Below are 17,369 nucleotides of genomic sequence, written 5' to 3'. Positions count from 1 at the left end.
CGCGGCCCTCGTTCCCGGCTCCGCCGAGATCGTCCGGAGGCCCGATGCCGCCGCCCGGGGGCGCGAGCGACCCTTCCGGTGGAGACCTGCCAGAAGGAGCGCACCATGTCCTACCCGGAACAACTCCCGTACCCGGAGCCCCGCTACCACGGCGACAAGGGTGAGGTGAACGCCGTCTTCCGCCCCGCCGACACCCCCGCGGATGTCTCCTCGCCCGGCGGTTCGACCCACTACCTCGCCACCCACGACTCGACCGGTGGCGAGTTCGGCCTCTACAAAGCGGAGTTGGGTCCACGGTCCGCCGGCGCCAGAACCCACTTCCACAAGGCGATGTCGGAGTCCTTCTACGTCCTGTCGGGCGAACTGGAGCTCTACGACGGCGAGAAGTGGGTCACGGGCCGCGCGGGCGACTTCCTGTACGTGCCGGTCGGCGGCCTGCACGCCTTCAAGAACGTGACCGACGAGCCGATGTCCATGCTCATGCTCTTCTCCCCGGGCGCCCCGCGCGAGGAGTACTTCGAGCGGGTCGCGGAGATGACGCGGCGCGGTGGCGAGGAACTCGAACAGTTCCGCGTCCGGCACGACAGCTACTTCGTGGACTAGAAGCGACTGGAGGGGACTAGAGGACGTCGGTGGCCGTACGCCGGTACCCGGAGCGTCGGTCGTCGATGTCCGCCCAGCGGTCGCCGTAGATCGTCCGGACGACGTCCGGGTCCCGTACGAAGTCGTGCGGGAAGCCCAGCGACACCGCGCTCACCTCGTCCAGGCGGGTGACCGCGTCGGCGTCGAGGCGGACGTCGACGCTGCCGAGGTTGTCGGCGAGCTGGTGCTCCTTGGTGGCCGCGATGATCGGAACGATGTTGCCGGGCCGCTGGAGCAGCCAGGCCAGCGCCACCTGGGCCGGGCTCCAGCCGCCCTGCTCGGCGATCTCCAGGACGGCGGTGACGACCTCTTCCTCCTGTGCGCTCGGCTTGCCGCCCCAGGAGTCGAGCCGGCCCGACTCGCCCCGCCGGTACTTACCGGTCAGCTTCCCGGCCGCCAGCGGCGCCCACGCCAGCACCGCCTGGCCGAACGCCCGTGCCTGCGGCAGCAGTTCACGCTCCGGCGTCCGCTCCAGCAGGTTGTAGCGCAGCTGTGAACCCCTGAACGCGGTCCAACCCCGCAGCTCCGCCAGGGTGTTGGCCTGGGCGATCTCCCAGGCGGGCCAGTCCGAGACACCGACGTACAGCACCTTCCCGGTCCGTACGAGGTCGTCGAGCGCCCGCATCACCTCGTCGACCGGGGTGAAGTTGTCCCGCGCGTGCACCCACAGGACGTCGAGCCGGTCGGTGCGCAGCCGCTCCAGGCTCGCCTCCACCGACTGCACCAGGTTCTTGCGGTGGTTGCCGGCCGCGTTGACATCCCCCGCGCGTGTGCCGCACGTGTACTTGCTGGCCAGCACGAACTCCTCGCGCCGCCCCTCCAGCAGCTCGCCGAGGATCCGCTCCGAGCTGCCGCCCGAGTAGATGTCGGCCGTGTCGATGAAATTGCCACCCGCGTCGGCGTAGGCGTCGAGGAGCTTGGTGCTGGTCTCCTTGTCGGAGCCGGTGCCCGGGTCCTCACCCATCACCATCGTGCCGAGGCTCAGCTCGCTCACGCGCAGACCGGTCCTGCCGAACAATGTGTAACGCACGCTCAGTTCCCCCTCCGGACGGTTCGTGCGGCCGACGCTATGAGCTGGAGCGCACTTCAACGCAAGCGTGTTTCGGGGACACCGGGAATCCGTCCCCTCAGGTCTCAGTGCTCCGCACCCGCCAGATACACCCCGAACATCGCCCCTTGGGGATCCCGCAGCACCGCGAGGCGCAGACTGTCGGGCACCGTCGTGGGCTCCATCAGGACCGTGCCGCCCGCCTCCGTCGCCGTGGCCGCGCTCGCGTCCACGTCCGCCACCGCGAAGTACGGCAGCCAGTGCGGCGGCACCTCGGGCGGGAACTTGTCGTCCATCGTCACCATGCCGCCGAAGTCGGCGCCGTCGAGGCCCCACTGTGTGTAGTGTTCCGAGGCGTTGACACTCCAGCCGAACACCGTGGTGTAGAAGTCCACCGACCGCTCGGGCTGCCTGCTCATCAGCTCCACCCAGCCCAGCGAGCCCGGCTCGTTGAGCAGCCCCGCACCTTCGAAGCCCTCCGCCTGCCACACATGGAAACCGGCGCCCTGCGGATCGGCGACGGACGCGAAGCGCCCCATGCCGGGAACGTCCCCGGGCTCGAACACCACAGTGCCACCGGCCGACTTGATCTTCTCCACCGTGGCGTCGACGTCCGCCACGGCGAACGTCACGAACCACGTGACCGGCTGCGGCTCCTCGCCCGACGGCACGAGCGCGGCGACGGGGAGATGACCCACGTACGCGATCGTGTAGCCGCCCATCTCCGCGCGGGAGTCGGTCTCCGTCCGCCAGCCGAAGAGCTCGCCGTAGAAGCGCCGGCCGGCCTCCAGATCGGGGGTTCCCACCTCGGCCCAGCAGGGCCCACCGGCCACCGGCTTGTCGAGTTTCATGGCGTCACGGCCTTCCTGCCGACGCGGGCGTCCCCTTTCGCACGCTAGCCCCGCTCGACCGCCCCTGCCATCCGGCGTCGCGCTCCGGCCCCAGGCGCTCGCCCTGCCGACCGCAGCCGGCTTCCGAGAACCCGCCGGCCGCTCTCTGCGCGATGGTCGTCAGATGCCTGGGCGGAAGCGGATCGGGTGGTCCTCGGGTACCTCGACGAGGACGATCCTGCAGCCGTCCGGATCGGTGATCCACATCTCGATCAGCCCCCAGGGCTCCTTCACCGGCGGCCGTGCGATCTCTACGCCCTTCGCCACCAGCTCCTCGTGTGCGGCCGTCACGTCCGCGACCTGCATCCACAGCTGCACTGCCGCGGACGGGGGCGTCTCGGAGCGCCCCGAGAGCTCCAGGAAGCCTCCGCCGAGGAAGTAGACGGTGCCGCGCTCGGGCCCCGTGCCGAACTCGCGGTAGACGCCGAGGCCGAGCTGCTCGCCGTAGAAGACCCGGGAACGCTCGGGGTCGGTGGGGTGGAGGAGGGTCCGGCCGCTCAGTACATGCACCATGCAGCGGAGCCTAGTGGGAGCGCTACGCTCGTCCGTGCCCGTGCCGTGCCCGAGAGCGGAGAGACGCCTCATGACCGCTGGACTCACTTTCCGCGATGCCGTCGACACCGATGTGGACGCCCTGGTCGCGCTGATCGAGTCGGCGTACCGCGGGGACTCCAGCCGGACGGGGTGGACCACCGAGGCGGACATCCTCGAGGGGCAGCGGACCGACCCCGAGGGCGTTCTCGAGGTCATCAAGTCGCCCGAGAGCCGACTGCTCGCCGTCGAGCGCGACGGCGAGATCGTCGCCTGCTGCCAGCTCGAGCACCGCGGGACCCACGCCTACTTCGGGATGTTCGCGGTCAGCCCGAAGCTCCAGGGCGGCGGCCTCGGCAAGGTGATCATCGCCGAGGCCGAGCGCCGGGTCCGCGAGGAGTGGGGCGCCACGGAGATGCAGATGACGGTGATCTCCGTACGTGACGACCTGATCGCCTGGTACGAGCGCCGCGGCTACCGCCGTACGGGCCGGATGACCCCGTTCCCGTACGGCGACGAGCGCTTCGGTGTTCCGCAGCGCGACGACCTTCAGTTCGAGCTGCTGGTCAAGCCGCTGGTGTGACGTTCATGCAGAGGGCTATGCGGTGAAGCGGGCCGTGCGTTTGATCTCCGGGTAGTCGGTGGTCGCGCCGTCCAGCTGCAGGGCCCGTACGAGCCGCAGATGGTCCTGTGTGTTCACCACCCAGCCGATGATCCTGAGATCCGCCTTGCGGGCAGCCTCCACGACCTCCAGCGTGATCCGGCGGATGTTCAGACAGACGGTCGCGGCACCGGCCTCGACGGCACGGTCCACGATGTCGGTGCCGTACCGGCTGGCGATCAGCGCGGTCCGTACGCCCGGCACCAGGCGGGAGATCTCGGCGATCGCCTCGTCATGGAACGAGGACACCTCCACCCGGGTGACCAGATCCCGCCTGAGCATGACCTCGGCCAGTGCCCGGGCCGCCTGCATGTCCTTGATCTCGGCCTGGAGCGGCGACCGCACCGCGTCCAGGACCTCCTCGAAGACGGGCACGCGTTCACCGCGGCCCGCGTCCAGGGCGCGTAGTTCGGCGAGGGTCTTCTCGGCGATCGGACCGGTCCCGTCGGTCGTGCGGTCCACGTCCGTGTCGTGCATGACGACCAGGGCACCGTCCTTGCTCAGGTGCAGGTCGAGTTCGATGACGTCGAGGCCGGCCTGTTGGGCGGCCACGAAGGAACGGAGGGTGTTCTCGGGTTCGAGACCCATGACCCCGCGATGACCGATGGTAAGGAAGTTCAAGGTACAACTCGCTTCCGTCGACGGCGGCTCGGCGTCCGCGCGGACCGGAGCGGACGATCGCGCGGGCAGATCCGCAGCCTAGTGCGCCCGGCCGGTGATGTACCCGCGCGTACACGGGGGATCGGGGTGACACCAGGGGCGGACCTGCCCGGTACGGCTCCGGGTGGTCACCCTGGGGTGGGCGAGTCCTTCGGGCATTGACCACGCAGGTCTGCCGAGAGACCCACGTATACCCACCTGAGTGGCCCTCAAGGCATCCGGCAGGAAAAAGTTTCGTGACCATGCGGGCGCGCAGGATAATTTCCCGAGTCTGCACTTGCTGGAAGGAAGCCCATATGCATACGGTGTCCTGACGCGAGGTTCTCCCGTGGAGGATGGGACATGACGGAAATTCTTGTGCAGGCGGCGACGGGGGAGCAGGCTCCTCCCGTGACCAGGGTGGTGGAGCACCCGGCTTGGCCCGTGCTCAAGGATGCCGTGGAGCGGATCCGGCCCTGGCAGGCCAAGGACGGGTCCATCGACTTCACCGCCGAGGGCGCCCCGGCGCGCGCGGACGCCGAGGCCGTCGTACGGCAGGTCGTCGACGCCGTGGAGGAGCTGGCCCCGCTGCTCCCGCACGACAGCGCCTACCACGAGGCCCTGGTCAAGGACCTGAAGCGCTGGGCCGACGGTGGCTTCGAGGTGCCCGACTTCCTCGACTCGCTGCTGGCCTTCCAGCCCGCGAAGGGGCGCGCGGACGGTCTCCAGCACCTGGTCGTCTTCCCGATGTACACGCAGAACGGCAACCCCGACCGCAATCTCGAAGCGGTCGTGCTGCGCATGGTCTGGCCCGAGTGGCTGGCCGAGCTGGAGCGCACGCGCTACGACAACCCGCTGTTCTGCGGCATCAAGTTCGAGGACTTCACGGCCGGCTACGACACCAACTCGGCCGTCCTCTTCCCGGAGACCATCGCCGTGCGCGAGGCGCCGGAACGATTCTCCTGGGGTGGCATCTTCTGCGACCGCGAGGCCGCCCGCTTCCGCCGGGTGACCGACGCCGCCGTCGGCATCCTGGGCCTGGAGCTGCCCGAGGACGTCGCCGCGATGGTCCATGACCAGACGCGCTGCGAGGAGGCCTTCGTCCTGTGGGACATGGTCCACGACCGCACCCACAGCCACGGCGACCTGCCCTTCGACCCCTTCATGATCAAGCAGCGCCAGCCGTTCTGGATGTACGGCCTCGAAGAGCTGCGGTGCGACCTCACCGCCTTCAAGGAGGCCGTGAAGCTGGAGGCGGAAGGCGTCTCGCAGGCCCGCGACGTGCAGTTCGCGGTGCTCTTCGACCGCATGTTCCGCTTCCCGGTCACCGGTGAGCGCGTCCGCAACTACGACGGCCTCGGCGGCCAGCTGCTCTTCGCCTACCTGCACAAGCACGAAGTCGTCCACTGGACCGACAACAAGCTGCACATCGACTGGCAGCGCGCCCCGCAGGTCACCAACCAGCTGTGCGCCGAGATCGAGGACCTCTACCGGGCGGGCATCGACCGTCCGAAGCTCGTCCACTGGTTCGCCGCCTACGGCCTGGTCTCGCAGTACCTCGCCCCGCACCCCGGCTCCCGCTGGGCCAAGGGCCCCGACGCCCTGGACCTGACCCAGCCACCGCGAAAGCTCGTCGATGACGTGCTTCCGGACGAGTTTCCGCTGAGCATGTTCTATGAGGCCCTCTCCAAGAAATTGAAGACGGTGATCGCCTCGACCCGGGGCATTACCGCGGAGAGCGCCGAGCGGATCGCCGCGTGAGCGTTCGCGGCACCGAGAACACTGCACAGCAAGCTCAGGAGGCGAAGATCATGGCGGGGAACGGAGCTCTCAGCGGTGCGGTGATCGCGGTGGCCGGCGCGGGCGGTCCCGCGGGCCGCGCGACACTGCTGCGTCTCGCCGAGGCCGGGGCGACGGTCGTCGGTGCCGACAACGACCCCGAGCGCCTCGCGGAGGCCGTGGACGCGGCCCGCTACAGCGCCGGTGGCGCCACGGTCACCGGTGAGCCGGTCGACCTGCTGGACCTGGAGTCCACCCGTGACTGGGCCACGCGTATCGAGAAGGACTTCGGCGGCGTCGACGGCGTGGTCCACCTCGTCGGCGGCTGGCGCGGCAGCGAGACCTTCATCAAGACGAGCCTGGACGACTGGGACTTCCTGGAGCTGCTGCTCATCCGCACCGTGCAGCACACCTCCCTCGCCTTCTCCGAGGCACTCCAGCGCAGCGACCGCGGCCGCTACGTCCTGATCAGCGCCGCGGGCGCGACCAAGCCCTCCGCGGGCAACGCCGCCTACGCCGCCGCCAAGGCGGCCGCCGAGGCCTGGACGCTCGCCATGGCCGACTTCTTCCGCAAGGCGGGGGGCGGTGAGGAGCTCACCTCGGCCGCCACCATCCTGGTGGTGAAGGCGTTGGTGCACGACGCGATGCGCGCCGAGCGACCCAACGCGAAGTTCGCGGGCTTCACGGACGTCAAGGACCTCGCGGAGGCCATCGCCGACGTCTGGGAGAAGTCCGCCGGGGAAGTGAACGGAAACCGTCTGTGGCTCACCGAGAAGCCGTGAACCCTCCGAAGACCGACGCCCGCCGGCACCACGACCCGGACAGCCGGGGCTTCGCCAGCGACAACTACGCCGGCGCCCACCCGGAGGTGCTCGCCGCCCTGGCCCTGGCCAACGGCGGGCACCAGGTGGCCTACGGCGAGGACGACTACACCGAGAACCTCCAGACGATCATCCGCAGCCACTTCGGCGCCACGGCCGAGGCGTTCCCCGTCTTCAACGGCACCGGCGCCAACGTCGTCGCCCTCCAGGCGGTCACCGACCGCTGGGGCGCGGTGATCTGCGCGGAGAGCGCGCACATCAACGTCGACGAGGGCGGCGCCCCCGAGCGCATGGGCGGCCTCAAGCTGCTCACGGTGCCCACGCCGGACGGCAAGCTCACGCCCGAGCTGATCGACCGGCAGGCATACGGCTGGGACGACGAGCACCGTGCGATGCCGCAGGTCGTCTCGATCACCCAGAGCACGGAGCTGGGCACCCTCTACACACCGGACGAGATCCGCGCCATCTGCGACCACGCCCACGCGCACGGCATGAAGGTGCACCTGGACGGCTCCCGCATAGCCAACGCGGCCGCCTCCCTGGACGTCCCGATGCGGACGTTCACCAACGCGGTCGGCGTCGACATCCTCTCGCTCGGCGGGACCAAGAACGGCGCGCTGTTCGGCGAGGCCGTCGTGGTCATCAACCAGGACGCCGTCAGCCACATGAAGCATCTGCGCAAGCTGTCCATGCAGCTCGCCTCCAAGATGCGTTTCGTGTCGGTCCAGCTGGAGGCGCTGCTCGCCAAGGATCTGTGGCTGCGCAACGCCCGGCACTCCAACGAGATGGCCCAGCGGCTCGCGGAGGGTGTCCGTGCCGTGCACGGCGTGGAGATCCTCTACCCGGTGCAGGCCAACGGCGTGTTCGCCAAGCTCCCGCACGAGGTGAGCGTGCGCCTGCAGAAGCGGTTCCGGTTCTACTTCTGGGACGAGACGGCGGGCGTGGTGCGCTGGATGTGCGCCTTCGACACGACCGAGGAGGACGTGGACGCGTTCGTCGCGGCGCTGAAGGAGGAGATGGCGCACTAGCGGCCTCTCGATCTATGCATAGATATGCGGTCACCCGAAAAAGCATTGACTCTCGGGTGATCGCATTCCTATGCTCTGCGGTCATGGAGCTTATCCAGAACACCCCTGACCTGTCCGCGTACTTGGCCGCCGACGAGGTCATCGACCATGACCATCCACGGGTACGCGAGACAGCCGCACGCCTCGCCGCGGAGGCCGCGGACTCGTATGCCTATGCGCAGCTGGCTTTCGAGTTCGTGCGCGACACCATCCCCCACTCGCAGGACTCCGGCGACATGCGCGTCACCTGGCGGGCCTCCGATGTGCTCGAACAGGGCACCGGCATCTGCTACGCCAAGGCCCATGCGCTGGCCGCGCTGCTACGGGCCGAGGACATCCCGACCGCGCTCTGCTATCAGCGGCTGGCGGACGACGACGGGGACGGACATGTCGTGCACGGCCTGGTCGCGCTGCGGTTCAACGGGGCCTGGCACCGGCAGGACCCGCGTGGCAACAAACCTGGGGTGGACGCCCGGTTCTCCCTCGAAGGGGAGCGGCTGGCGTGGATTCCGGACCCGCAGTCCAATGAGGTGGACTACCCGGTGCTGTACGCTGAACCACATCCCACCGTGTTGAGTGTCCTGCAGGCCGCCCCCGACCGGCCCTCCCTGTGGAAGACGCTCCCTTCCGCACTCTGAGGCAGTCGATGACCTTCTCCCTGACCGTGTCCGACGAGGTGCGCGCGCTCGCGCCCGGCTTCACGCACGTCGCCGTCGAGGCGCACGGCCTCGTCAACGGACCGAGCACCGACGCGAGTTCGGCGCTGCTCGACGACGCCGCCCGCCGTCTCGCCGTACGCCTGGACGGGCGGGCCCCGCACGAGGACCCGCACATGGCCGCCTGGCGCGAGGCCTACACGGCGTTCGGATCGAAGCCGTCGCGCACCCGCAACTCGGCGGAGGCGCTGGCCAAGCGGGCCCTGGCGGACGGTGGGCTGCCCCGGATCAACCTGCTCGTCGACCTCTACAACGCCATCAGCGTCGCCCGTCTGATCCCGGTCGGCGGCGAGGACATCGACCGCATCGAGGGTGGGATGCGCCTGGTGCGGGCGACCGGGGACGAGGACTTCGTGACCGTCGCCGGCGGCGAGGAGGCCGTCGAACACCCCGACGCCGGCGAGGTGGTCTGGCGCGACGAGCGGGGTGTGACCTGCCGACGCTGGAACTGGCGCCAGGGGCCGCGGACCCGGCTCACCGAGGAGACCGTCTCCGGCATCTTCCTGCTGGAGAGCCTCGCACCGATGCCGGTCCCCGAGGTGGAGGCGGCGGCCGCCGAACTCGCCGAGCTGCTGGAGAAGTTCAGCCCCGGGGCGCGTATCGAGGTGCACGACGCCGACCCGGTGCGCGGCTGATCCGTCGCAGTCGCTAATCTCCCGGCATGCGTGATGGGGGAGCAGTGGACGACGGCACGAGCGTGGACGCGGAACAGCCGGCAGGGCCTCTCGCCCGGCTGAGGAAGCACTGGCTGCTCACCTCGGCCGTGGCGCTGGCCGTGGTGGCGACGGCCACGGCCGTACCGGTCGTCCTCGCGGACTCCGGGGACGACCCCCCGTGCCAGGAGATCCCCGCGTCGACCCGCGCGCTCGCGAAGGACCCGGCGGCCGCCACCCGGGCCCTCGACCCGGGCGACGAACTGACCCTGTTCGGTGCCGTGCGCGACCTCCTGGTGCACGAGAACCCCTGCGGGGACGGCGGCAAGGTACTCGGCCAGGTCGTCGACGCGGCCACCCGTGCCCCGGCCGACGGCACGCCCCACACCCTCGCCCAGGCCCGCAGCGCCTACGCGGTCGTGGCCGCCTTCGACGACAAGGACGTGCCCGCCGGGACGGCACCCGGCCTGGCCCGCCTGCTCGCCGAGTACGTCGTGGACGCGAACCGCTATCTGAGCCCCGACGACGAGTCCTACACCCCCGCCGCCGACGCCACGTCGGCCGCACCGGACGACACCGGCTGGACGCCGTACGGCCGCTTCCTCGCCCCCGGTGAGGCGCACGCCGACTTCGAGCACGCCCAGCAGTATTCGTCCGTACACGCGGACCCGGAAGCCCTGATGGCCGAACTGGCCAAGAACCCCGAGGCGTTCGCGATCCTCTACGACGCCCAGCGCGCGTACCTCGCGTACTACCTCGAACGTCTCACCCGGGCGGGCGCGGACCCCGACTACCACCCGGAGCCGGACAAGGACGGGACAGCCCGGCCCACCGACACCTGGGTCGACATCGACCTGGAACACCTCAGCGACCGTGTCGGCACGCTGATGAACCTCCGGGCGCGCTACGCCAGGGAGGGCACCATCCCCGACCTGGCGGCCTTCGACAAGGCCGTACGGCAGCACACGCGCGGTGCCTACCAGGCGGCCGCGCGGCAGCTGAGCAGCCGGCCGCCGGTGGGGGACATCGCCGAGCGGCAGGTCTCCGGACCGGTCGGAGGGGATCTGATGGACGGGCGGCACCAGTTGTTCACCGCGCTGGACTCCTGGACGAAGGCGCGGAACGTGCCGCGCGAACGCGCGGCAGACATGCGGCAGTTGATGGACGACCGGTACGTCAGGGCGCTCTGGATGACGTTCTGAGCGGACTCAGCCGCCGAGCCGGAGATCGGTGCAACCCCGCTGCCGCACCTGCTCGCGGGCGAAGGCCGCGAGCAGCTTCAGCTTCCCGGCCTCGTCGACCCCGGGAGCGTCCTTGGCGGCGCTGAGGGCGAAGTTGGCCGCCTCGCCGTCGCAGCGGGCCGTCGCCGTACGGGCCGCGGGCAGGCGGCCGTCCTCGGCGATCAGACGGCCGCTCCAGTCGCCGTACCAGGCGGCGAAGGTCAACTGGGGCCGCATGTCGCCGGAGTCGGCGTCCCGCGCGTACAGGTCGCAACGTCCCACCGGACCCGCGTCGTTCATCAGCGTCGCGACCTGCCACTGGGACGACTTGAGCAGTCCGGACTTGAGGGCCCAGCCGCAGGCGGTGTCCGCGGACCTGTCGAGAGACACCGTCTTCGGCTCCTTTTCCGGGTCCACCGGTGCGGCATCACCACCGGGTGCCTTCAACGGCTCGGCGCCGCAACCGAGCCGCTCGGACGCGGAGTTGGTGAGGGTCACGGCCGTCTCGTAGGCGGCGGGCGTGCCCCACAGGGTGTCCCGGCCCAGCCGGGTGCGCACCAGCAGCTTGGGCTGCCGGCCCTCGTCGTCCTTCTCGAGGGCCGGACAGGGCACCAGGAGCTGCAGATCGCCGAACTTGTCGATGAAGCCCGGCATTCCGTCCGGCATCGGCGCCATGGTGTCGAACCCCGTCTCCGGGAAGACCGTCATCAACTCCCGGTCCAGGTCGTCCCGTCGGGTGTACGCCTCCATCATCAGCAGGCGGTCGCTGCGCAGTTCGTCGCCCTCGAAGTCGAGGGAGCAGCCGTAGTCGCCCAGCTCTTCGTGGGAGGCGGACGTCGCATCCTTGAAGTGCGAGCCGCTGCGTCCGAGTTCACGCACCGCGTCCACGGGCAGCGCCCCGTCGCAGGCGGTACGCAGCAGCCACCAGTCGTTGACGTACCGGGTGGCGACCCAGCCGCCGATCCCCAGCACGACCGCAGCCGTGACCGACACCTTGACCCAACGCCGCATGTACAGCCCCCGTAGCGAACCCCGGACACCTGGCTTCCGGTTATGTCACGGACTCTATCGACACAGCCCCACGCCCCAAAGGGGCGTGGGGCTGTGTCGATATGCGGCTCCGTCCCGGGCGCGACCAGCCATCACCGGCCCGCAGCCGTAGGACGACCGAATCCCGGCGAGCTCTCAGCGAGCTTCCGCCGCCTTGACTTCCTCGGGCGTCGGCGCGGTCCCACCGAGATGCGCCGGCATCCACCACGTGTCGTTCGCGTCCTTCGGCCGCACCGGGTACGCCCGCTGCGCGGCCTCCAGCATCTCCTGGACACGCTCGCGCAGCTGACGGGTGATCGCGCCCGCGTACTTGTCCTTGGACGCCTCGATCGCCTCGCCCACCCGGATCGTGATCGGGATGTGGCTGCGCTTGAAGTTCTTGGGGTGGCCCTTGGTCCACAGCCGCTGCGTGCCCCACACCGCCATCGGGATCAGCGGGACGCCCGCCTCCTGGGCCATGCGCGCGGCACCCGACTTGAAGGACTTCAGGGTGAACGACTGCGAGATCGTGGCCTCCGGGAAGACCCCGACGATCTCGCCGGAGCGCAGCGAATCCAGCGCGTGCTGGTACGCGGTCTCACCCTGCTTGCGGTCCACGGGGATGTGCTTCATCCCGCGCATCAACGGTCCGGAGATCTTGTGCCGGAAGACGGACTCCTTCGCCATGAAGCGAACGAGTCGTTTCTGCGGGAGCGCCGCCAGGCCGTCGAAGATGAAGTCCAGGTAGCTGATGTGGTTGCTCACCAGCACGGCGCCGCCCGAGCGCGGGATGTTCTCCGACCCCTGGCAGTCGATCTTGAGGTCCCACGCCTTGAACAGCGTGCGCGCGAGGCCGACAGCGGGTCGGTAGACAAGCTCTGCCATGGACGGGGTGGACCCTTCCTTCTCTGCTGGGAAAGACGGCTCCCGGCGGGAAAGCTACGGCGCCGTAGGTTTACGGCATCTCGCAGATCGTGCCCCAAGAACGGACCGGGGGCCAGTCCTCGTGCCCGTGAACGGCGAGATCCTTGTCACGTCGCCTGCTTGATCCACCTCGTGCTTTTACGCCGCCTTTACTGCGCGCGTACCGTCACCCGCCGTACGAGCAGGTACATCTCGCAGCCCAGGCAGTACCCGAACGCGGAATTGAGGAAGGCGGCCGCGAGCGCCGCACCGGTCGCGGCGAGTCCCAGCCACGTCGGTCCGAGCGCGTAACCGACGAGCCCCACGGCGGCGAACGCGAGCCCGACCGCCTGAGCGAACCGCGGCGGCTCCGGCGCCTCGAACTCGGCCGGCGGGCCGAGCCGGGGCCGAACGGCCTTGCGGAACAGCCAGCCGTACGGCGAACGAGCCACTCCGCCCGCCGCGCCCAGCGCGAACGCCAGGGTCTGCCAGGCCAGGAGCCACACGCTGCCGGTGATCAGTACGACCGCCAGTACTAGGGTCGTCACGGCCGCCCCGAAGCGCGGCCCCCTCACGTCGATGTCCATGAATCAAGCATTCCGCATGGGGAGCGGTCAGTGGCGCCGGGAATCTTTGCAGTCTTGTGAACGCTGGAGCTGGGTGATGGCCGGAGTTGTGGTGTGTGTGGTGGTGCTCGTCGCCGCGAGCGCCTACGGAGTGCTGCACAAGCGGCGGAGCGGGAGAGTACGCGTGCGCGGGAGGGACGACGGCAAGCGGCTCGGCGCCGCCGAGCTGGGCGGGGAGTTGGGGGAGCGCGCCACGCTCGTCCAGTTCTCCAGCGCCTTCTGCGCGCCCTGCCGTGCCACCAAGCGGATCCTGGGCGAGGTGGTCGAGTTGGTGCCCGGAGTCGCCCACATCGAGATCGACGCCGAGGCCCATCTGGACCTCGTGCGCGAACTCGACATCCTCAAGACGCCGACCGTGCTCGTGCTGGACGCCGACGGTCGTGTCGTGCGGCGGGCCAGCGGGCAGCCGCGCAAGGCGGATGTCATCGCGGCGCTGGGGGAGGCGGTTTGACAGGGCTCACGCGGACGGTGAGGCATCTCCCATATGCCGGGACGTACTTGACTGTGCGCGCCACCTATCGTCAGCCTGACCGTATGCCTTCGGAACTCCTTCTCTTCGGGCGGGTCCACGTCGACCTCGCCCGCACGGCGAGCGCGTGCTGTCCGGGTTGTTGAGCACCCACGGACCCTCTCGCCCCTCCTTGCCGAAGGATCACTCCATGACGGCCTCGCCGGAACTCCGTACCCCTCAGCTCGCTTCCGCCGACCTCCTGCGCTCCGTCTTCCGGCGGCACGCGGCGGGGGTCGCCGTGATCACCGCCGGTGGTGAGGGGGGTCCGGTCGGCTTCACCGCCACCTCCCTCACCTCGGTCTCCGTCGAGCCTCCGCTGCTCTCCTTCGGGATCGGTGTCGGCGCCTCCAGCTGGCCGGCGATATCCGAGGCCGACCATGTCGGCGTGCACATACTCGGCGAGCACCAGCAGGAGCTGGCCGCCACGTTCGCCCGTAGCGGCGCCGACCGCTTCGGCGCACCGACGGCCTGGCGGGAGGGCCCCGAGGGCGTTCCCGTCCTCGACGACGTCCTGGCCTGGCTGGTGTGCCGGGTCGTCGCGCGGGTGCCCGCCGGGGACCATCGCATCGTCCTGGCCGAGGTGCTCCTCGGCGATCCGGCCGGTGCCGGCCGTCCGCTCGTCTACCACCAGGGCCGGTTCGGCGGTCTGCGCGACTGACGCCCCTTCTGCGCAGCGGTCGAGTTCCGATTACGCTGCGTTGCGAAGGTCACAGTTCAAAGCGCTTGCTTAGCGGGAACGAACTGGGTGTACTGACGAGTAATATTTCGTTCGGAGCGCGGGTCGCCCCGATCGGGATCGGCCGCTTGGGGCGCCTATGCTGCCTGCAAGTAGGCAGCAGAGAAATGTCGACGCAGCAGTAGGAGAGCCGGCGTGAGCTTGAGGATCGTTGTCACCGTGAAGTACGTGCCCGACGCCACTGGCGACCGGCACTTCGCCGATGACCTGACCGTCGACCGTGACGACGTGGACGGTCTGCTCTCCGAGCTGGACGAGTACGCGGTCGAGCAGGCGCTGCAGATCTCGGAGAACTCGGACGACGACGTCGAGGTCACCGTCCTCACCGTGGGTCCCGAGGACGCCAAGGACGCGCTGCGCAAGGCGCTGTCCATGGGCGCGGACAAGGCGGTCCACGTCGAGGACGACGACCTGCACGGCACGGATGCGATCGGTACCTCGCTGGTGCTGGCGAAGGCGATCGAGAAGGCCGGCTACGACCTGGTGATCTCCGGTATGGCGTCCACGGACGGCACCGCGGGCATCGTGCCGGCGCTGGTCGCCGAGCGTCTGGGCGTCCCGCAGGTCACCCTGCTGTCCGAGGTCTCCGTCGAGGACGGCACGGTCAAGGGCCGTCGCGACGGCGACTCCGCCACCGAGCAGCTGGAGGCATCCCTCCCGGCGGTGGTGTCGGTCACCGACCAGTCGGGCGAGGCGCGTTACCCGTCCTTCAAGGGCATCATGGCCGCCAAGAAGAAGCCGGTTCAGTCCTGGGACCTGTCCGACCTCGACATCGAGGCCGAAGAGGTCGGTCTCGAGGGTGCCTGGACCAAGGTCGACTCCGCGGCGCAGCGCCCGGCGCGTACCGCGGGCACGATCGTCAAGGACGAGGGCGAGGGCGGCAAGCAGCTCGCCGAGTACCTCGCGAGCCAGAAGTTCATCTAAGGCTCACCCCCCTTACCGCCCCTGAAGACTTCGCAATTCGCAGGAGAGCATTCCCATGGCTGAAGTTCTCGTCTACGTCGATCACGTGGACGGCGCCGTCCGCAAGCCCACCCTGGAGCTGCTGACCCTGGCCCGCCGCATCGGCGAGCCGGTCGCCGTCGCGCTGGGCAACGGCGCCGCCGACACCGCCGCCGCGCTCGCCGAGCACGGCGCCGTCAAGGTCCTCACGCATGAGGCCGCCGAGTACGCCGACTACCTGGTCGTCCCGAAGGTCGACGCCCTGCAGGCCGCGTACGAGGCCGTCTCCCCGGCCGCGGTGCTGGTGCCGTCCTCCGCGGAGGGCAAGGAGATCGCCGCCCGTCTCGCGCTGCGGATCGGGTCCGGCATCATCACCGACGCCGTCGACCTGGAGGCCGGTGACGAAGGCCCGGTGGCCACCCAGTCGGTGTTCGCCGCCTCCTTCTCCACCAGGACCCGGGTCGTCAAGGGCACCCCGGTCATCACCGTCAAGCCGAACTCCGCCGCCGTGGAGGCCGCCCCGGCCGCCGGCACCGTCGAGGCCCTCACGGTCTCCTTCGGCGCCCTGGCCACCGGCACCAAGGTCACCGCCCGCACCCCGCGTGAGTCGACCGGGCGTCCGGAGCTGACCGAGGCCGCGATCGTGGTCTCCGGCGGCCGCGGGGTCAACGGCGCGGAGAACTTCGCGCTCATCGAGTCCCTCGCCGACTCCCTCGGCGCGGCCGTCGGCGCCTCGCGTGCCGCGGTGGACGCGGGCTGGTACCCGCACACCAACCAGGTCGGCCAGACCGGCAAGAGCGTGTCCCCGCAGCTGTACATCGCCTCCGGAATCTCCGGCGCGATCCAGCACCGGGCCGGCATGCAGACCTCCAAGACGATCGTGGCGATCAACAAGGACGCCGAGGCCCCGATCTTCGACCTCGTCGACTACGGCGTCGTCGGCGACCTCTTCGACGTCGTCCCCGCCCTCACCGAGGAGATCAACACCCGCAAGGGCTGATCGCACTGAGGCGTGACGAGGCCCCCGTGGCCGCTCTCCGAGCGGTTCGCGGGGGCCTCTCTCATGCCAGGGTGAGTGAGGCCTGCACCGGCAGATGATCGCTGGGGAACTGTCCGTCCCGCGCGAAGGTGTTGATCCGGGCGCGGTGGACGGTGGCGCCGGACGTGGCGAGGATCCAGTCGATGCGCTCGCCGCCGGGAGTGAGCGGCTTGTAGCCGTGGAAGGTCGCGTACAGCTCACCGCGCTCGGCCGCGGCGTCCCAGGTGTCGACGAGTCCGGCGGCCAGGAGCGTGTCGTAGGCCTGGTTGTTCCCGGCCGCCGCGTTGAAGTCGCCGGTCACGACGACCGGGGAGGAGCGGGCGAGTTCCGCGATCCGCTCGGCGACGAACGACGCGGAACGCTCACGCGCGTACTGGCTCACATGGTCGAAGTGGGTGTTGAGGACGTGGAACTGGCGCCCGCCACGGGCGCGTTCACGGAAGCGGACCCAGGTGACGATCCGGGGGAGGGCGGCTCCCCAGGTGTTCGAGCCGATGCTCCTGGGGGTGTCGGAGAGCCAGTACGTGTCGTGCTCGACGGGGGACAGCCGGCGGGTGTCGTAGAAGATCGCCGTGGACTCGTCGTGGCTGCCGCCCTCGCGGCCGGTGCCGATCCAGTCGTAGTGCGGGCCGAGGTCGGTGTGGATGTCCCGCAGTTGCTGGTAGAGACCCTCCTGGGTGCCGATGAGTGTGGGCGACTCGCGGCGTAACAGCTCGCGCATCACCGGGCGGCGGGCGGCCCAGCTGTTGGGTTCGGAGGTGCTCGCGAAGCGCAGATTGAACGTCATGACCTCGATCCGGCGGTTGCCCGACCTGGCGACGGAGGCCGGCATCGAGGCCATCAGCGGCACGGCGACCGCGGCGGCCACCACGGTTCTCAGACCCATGCGGCGCGTCATCCTGTTGGTGTGCGACAT

General features: G+C 69.8%; 20 protein-coding genes. 12 read left to right on the top strand and 8 right to left on the bottom strand.

The window, feature by feature from the left end; translation table 11 throughout:
• Nucleotides 1–105: 105 nt before the first annotated feature.
• Nucleotides 106–603, top strand: coding sequence for a cupin domain-containing protein (locus OHU89_RS08220; protein WP_405641273.1), 498 nt, complete (start codon nucleotides 106–108; stop codon nucleotides 601–603).
• Between the two features lie 16 nt (nucleotides 604–619).
• On the opposite strand, the gene OHU89_RS08215 is transcribed toward OHU89_RS08220, so the two are convergent.
• The 3 genes from OHU89_RS08215 to OHU89_RS08205 form a co-directional block, all read right to left on the bottom strand.
• Nucleotides 620–1,672 carry an aldo/keto reductase gene (locus OHU89_RS08215; RefSeq protein ID WP_405641271.1) on the bottom strand — a complete coding sequence of 351 codons (1,053 nt, stop codon included), beginning with the start codon at nucleotides 1,670–1,672 and terminating at the stop codon, nucleotides 620–622.
• Between the two features lie 104 nt (nucleotides 1,673–1,776).
• Nucleotides 1,777–2,541, bottom strand: a complete 765-nt coding sequence (locus OHU89_RS08210; protein ID WP_405641269.1) for a VOC family protein — start codon at nucleotides 2,539–2,541, stop codon at nucleotides 1,777–1,779.
• 159 nt (nucleotides 2,542–2,700) lie between these two features.
• A complete protein-coding gene (locus tag OHU89_RS08205) occupies nucleotides 2,701–3,093 on the bottom strand; it encodes a VOC family protein (protein WP_405641267.1) in 393 nt (130 codons plus the stop codon).
• Nucleotides 3,094–3,163: 70 nt separating this feature from the next.
• Here OHU89_RS08205 and OHU89_RS08200 point away from each other — a divergent pair, with 70 nt between their 5' ends.
• The gene (locus OHU89_RS08200; protein ID WP_405641265.1) at nucleotides 3,164–3,694 is read left to right on the top strand and encodes a GNAT family N-acetyltransferase; all 531 of its coding nucleotides are present in this window, start codon (nucleotides 3,164–3,166) and stop codon (nucleotides 3,692–3,694) included.
• A 15-nt stretch (nucleotides 3,695–3,709) separates the two neighbouring features.
• Here the strand turns inward: OHU89_RS08200 and OHU89_RS08195 are convergent, their stop codons facing one another.
• On the bottom strand, nucleotides 3,710–4,393 hold the full coding sequence (locus OHU89_RS08195) for a glycerophosphodiester phosphodiesterase (RefSeq protein ID WP_405641263.1): 684 nt from the start codon (nucleotides 4,391–4,393) through the stop codon (nucleotides 3,710–3,712).
• Between the two features lie 381 nt (nucleotides 4,394–4,774).
• On the opposite strand from OHU89_RS08195, the gene OHU89_RS08190 reads away from it, so the two are divergent.
• The 6 genes from OHU89_RS08190 to OHU89_RS08165 all read left to right on the top strand — a co-directional run bounded on the left by OHU89_RS08190 (nucleotide 4,775) and on the right by OHU89_RS08165 (nucleotide 10,649).
• Entirely contained in the window at nucleotides 4,775–6,172 is a 1,398-nt protein-coding gene (locus tag OHU89_RS08190; RefSeq protein WP_405641262.1) for a DUF6421 family protein, read from the top strand.
• 50 nt (nucleotides 6,173–6,222) lie between these two features.
• Complete coding sequence (locus OHU89_RS08185) at nucleotides 6,223–6,972, top strand: SDR family oxidoreductase (RefSeq protein WP_266895867.1); 750 nt, start codon at nucleotides 6,223–6,225, stop codon at nucleotides 6,970–6,972.
• Nucleotides 6,969–8,039, top strand: coding sequence for a threonine aldolase family protein (locus tag OHU89_RS08180; protein ID WP_405641260.1), 1,071 nt, complete (start codon nucleotides 6,969–6,971; stop codon nucleotides 8,037–8,039). Before OHU89_RS08185 ends, OHU89_RS08180 begins: the two co-directional genes overlap by 4 nt.
• Nucleotides 8,040–8,122: 83 nt before the next feature.
• Complete coding sequence (locus OHU89_RS08175) at nucleotides 8,123–8,716, top strand: transglutaminase domain-containing protein (RefSeq protein WP_405641258.1); 594 nt, start codon at nucleotides 8,123–8,125, stop codon at nucleotides 8,714–8,716.
• 8 nt (nucleotides 8,717–8,724) lie between these two features.
• Nucleotides 8,725–9,429 carry a B3/4 domain-containing protein gene (locus OHU89_RS08170; RefSeq protein ID WP_405641256.1) on the top strand — a complete coding sequence of 235 codons (705 nt, stop codon included), beginning with the start codon at nucleotides 8,725–8,727 and terminating at the stop codon, nucleotides 9,427–9,429.
• 26 nt (nucleotides 9,430–9,455) lie between these two features.
• On the top strand, nucleotides 9,456–10,649 hold the full coding sequence (locus tag OHU89_RS08165) for a hypothetical protein (RefSeq protein WP_405641254.1): 1,194 nt from the start codon (nucleotides 9,456–9,458) through the stop codon (nucleotides 10,647–10,649).
• Nucleotides 10,650–10,655: 6 nt separating this feature from the next.
• Here the strand turns inward: OHU89_RS08165 and OHU89_RS08160 are convergent, their stop codons facing one another.
• The 3 genes from OHU89_RS08160 to OHU89_RS08150 all read right to left on the bottom strand — a co-directional run bounded on the left by OHU89_RS08160 (nucleotide 10,656) and on the right by OHU89_RS08150 (nucleotide 13,186).
• Nucleotides 10,656–11,678: a hypothetical protein gene (locus OHU89_RS08160; protein WP_405641252.1), complete on the bottom strand. Its 1,023-nt coding sequence runs from the start codon at nucleotides 11,676–11,678 to the stop codon at nucleotides 10,656–10,658.
• A 174-nt stretch (nucleotides 11,679–11,852) separates the two neighbouring features.
• The gene (locus tag OHU89_RS08155; RefSeq protein ID WP_266895873.1) at nucleotides 11,853–12,581 is read right to left on the bottom strand and encodes a 1-acyl-sn-glycerol-3-phosphate acyltransferase; all 729 of its coding nucleotides are present in this window, start codon (nucleotides 12,579–12,581) and stop codon (nucleotides 11,853–11,855) included.
• A 188-nt stretch (nucleotides 12,582–12,769) separates the two neighbouring features.
• Entirely contained in the window at nucleotides 12,770–13,186 is a 417-nt protein-coding gene (locus tag OHU89_RS08150; RefSeq protein WP_405641250.1) for a DUF4395 domain-containing protein, read from the bottom strand.
• A gap of 76 nt (nucleotides 13,187–13,262) precedes the next feature.
• On the opposite strand from OHU89_RS08150, the gene OHU89_RS08145 reads away from it, so the two are divergent.
• The 4 genes from OHU89_RS08145 (at nucleotide 13,263) to OHU89_RS08130 (ending at nucleotide 16,414) form a co-directional block, all read left to right on the top strand.
• The gene (locus OHU89_RS08145; RefSeq protein WP_405641248.1) at nucleotides 13,263–13,676 is read left to right on the top strand and encodes a TlpA family protein disulfide reductase; all 414 of its coding nucleotides are present in this window, start codon (nucleotides 13,263–13,265) and stop codon (nucleotides 13,674–13,676) included.
• Nucleotides 13,677–13,884: 208 nt separating this feature from the next.
• A complete protein-coding gene (locus tag OHU89_RS08140; RefSeq protein ID WP_266895879.1) occupies nucleotides 13,885–14,394 on the top strand; it encodes a flavin reductase family protein in 510 nt (169 codons plus the stop codon).
• A gap of 213 nt (nucleotides 14,395–14,607) precedes the next feature.
• Nucleotides 14,608–15,396, top strand: coding sequence for an electron transfer flavoprotein subunit beta/FixA family protein (locus tag OHU89_RS08135; RefSeq protein ID WP_405641246.1), 789 nt, complete (start codon nucleotides 14,608–14,610; stop codon nucleotides 15,394–15,396).
• Between the two features lie 55 nt (nucleotides 15,397–15,451).
• Complete coding sequence (locus tag OHU89_RS08130) at nucleotides 15,452–16,414, top strand: electron transfer flavoprotein subunit alpha/FixB family protein (RefSeq protein ID WP_405641244.1); 963 nt, start codon at nucleotides 15,452–15,454, stop codon at nucleotides 16,412–16,414.
• Between the two features lie 61 nt (nucleotides 16,415–16,475).
• Here OHU89_RS08130 and OHU89_RS08125 read toward each other — a convergent pair whose 3' ends face one another.
• Entirely contained in the window at nucleotides 16,476–17,339 is an 864-nt protein-coding gene (locus OHU89_RS08125) for an endonuclease/exonuclease/phosphatase family protein (protein WP_405641243.1), read from the bottom strand.
• Between the last annotated feature and the right edge of the window lie 30 nt (nucleotides 17,340–17,369).

It is taken from the genome of Streptomyces sp. NBC_00019, assembly GCF_045041015.1.
Lineage (GTDB): Bacteria > Actinomycetota > Actinomycetes > Streptomycetales > Streptomycetaceae > Streptomyces.
Note: the sequence above shows the minus strand (reverse complement) of the source record. Positions and strands in the feature narration are given on the sequence as shown.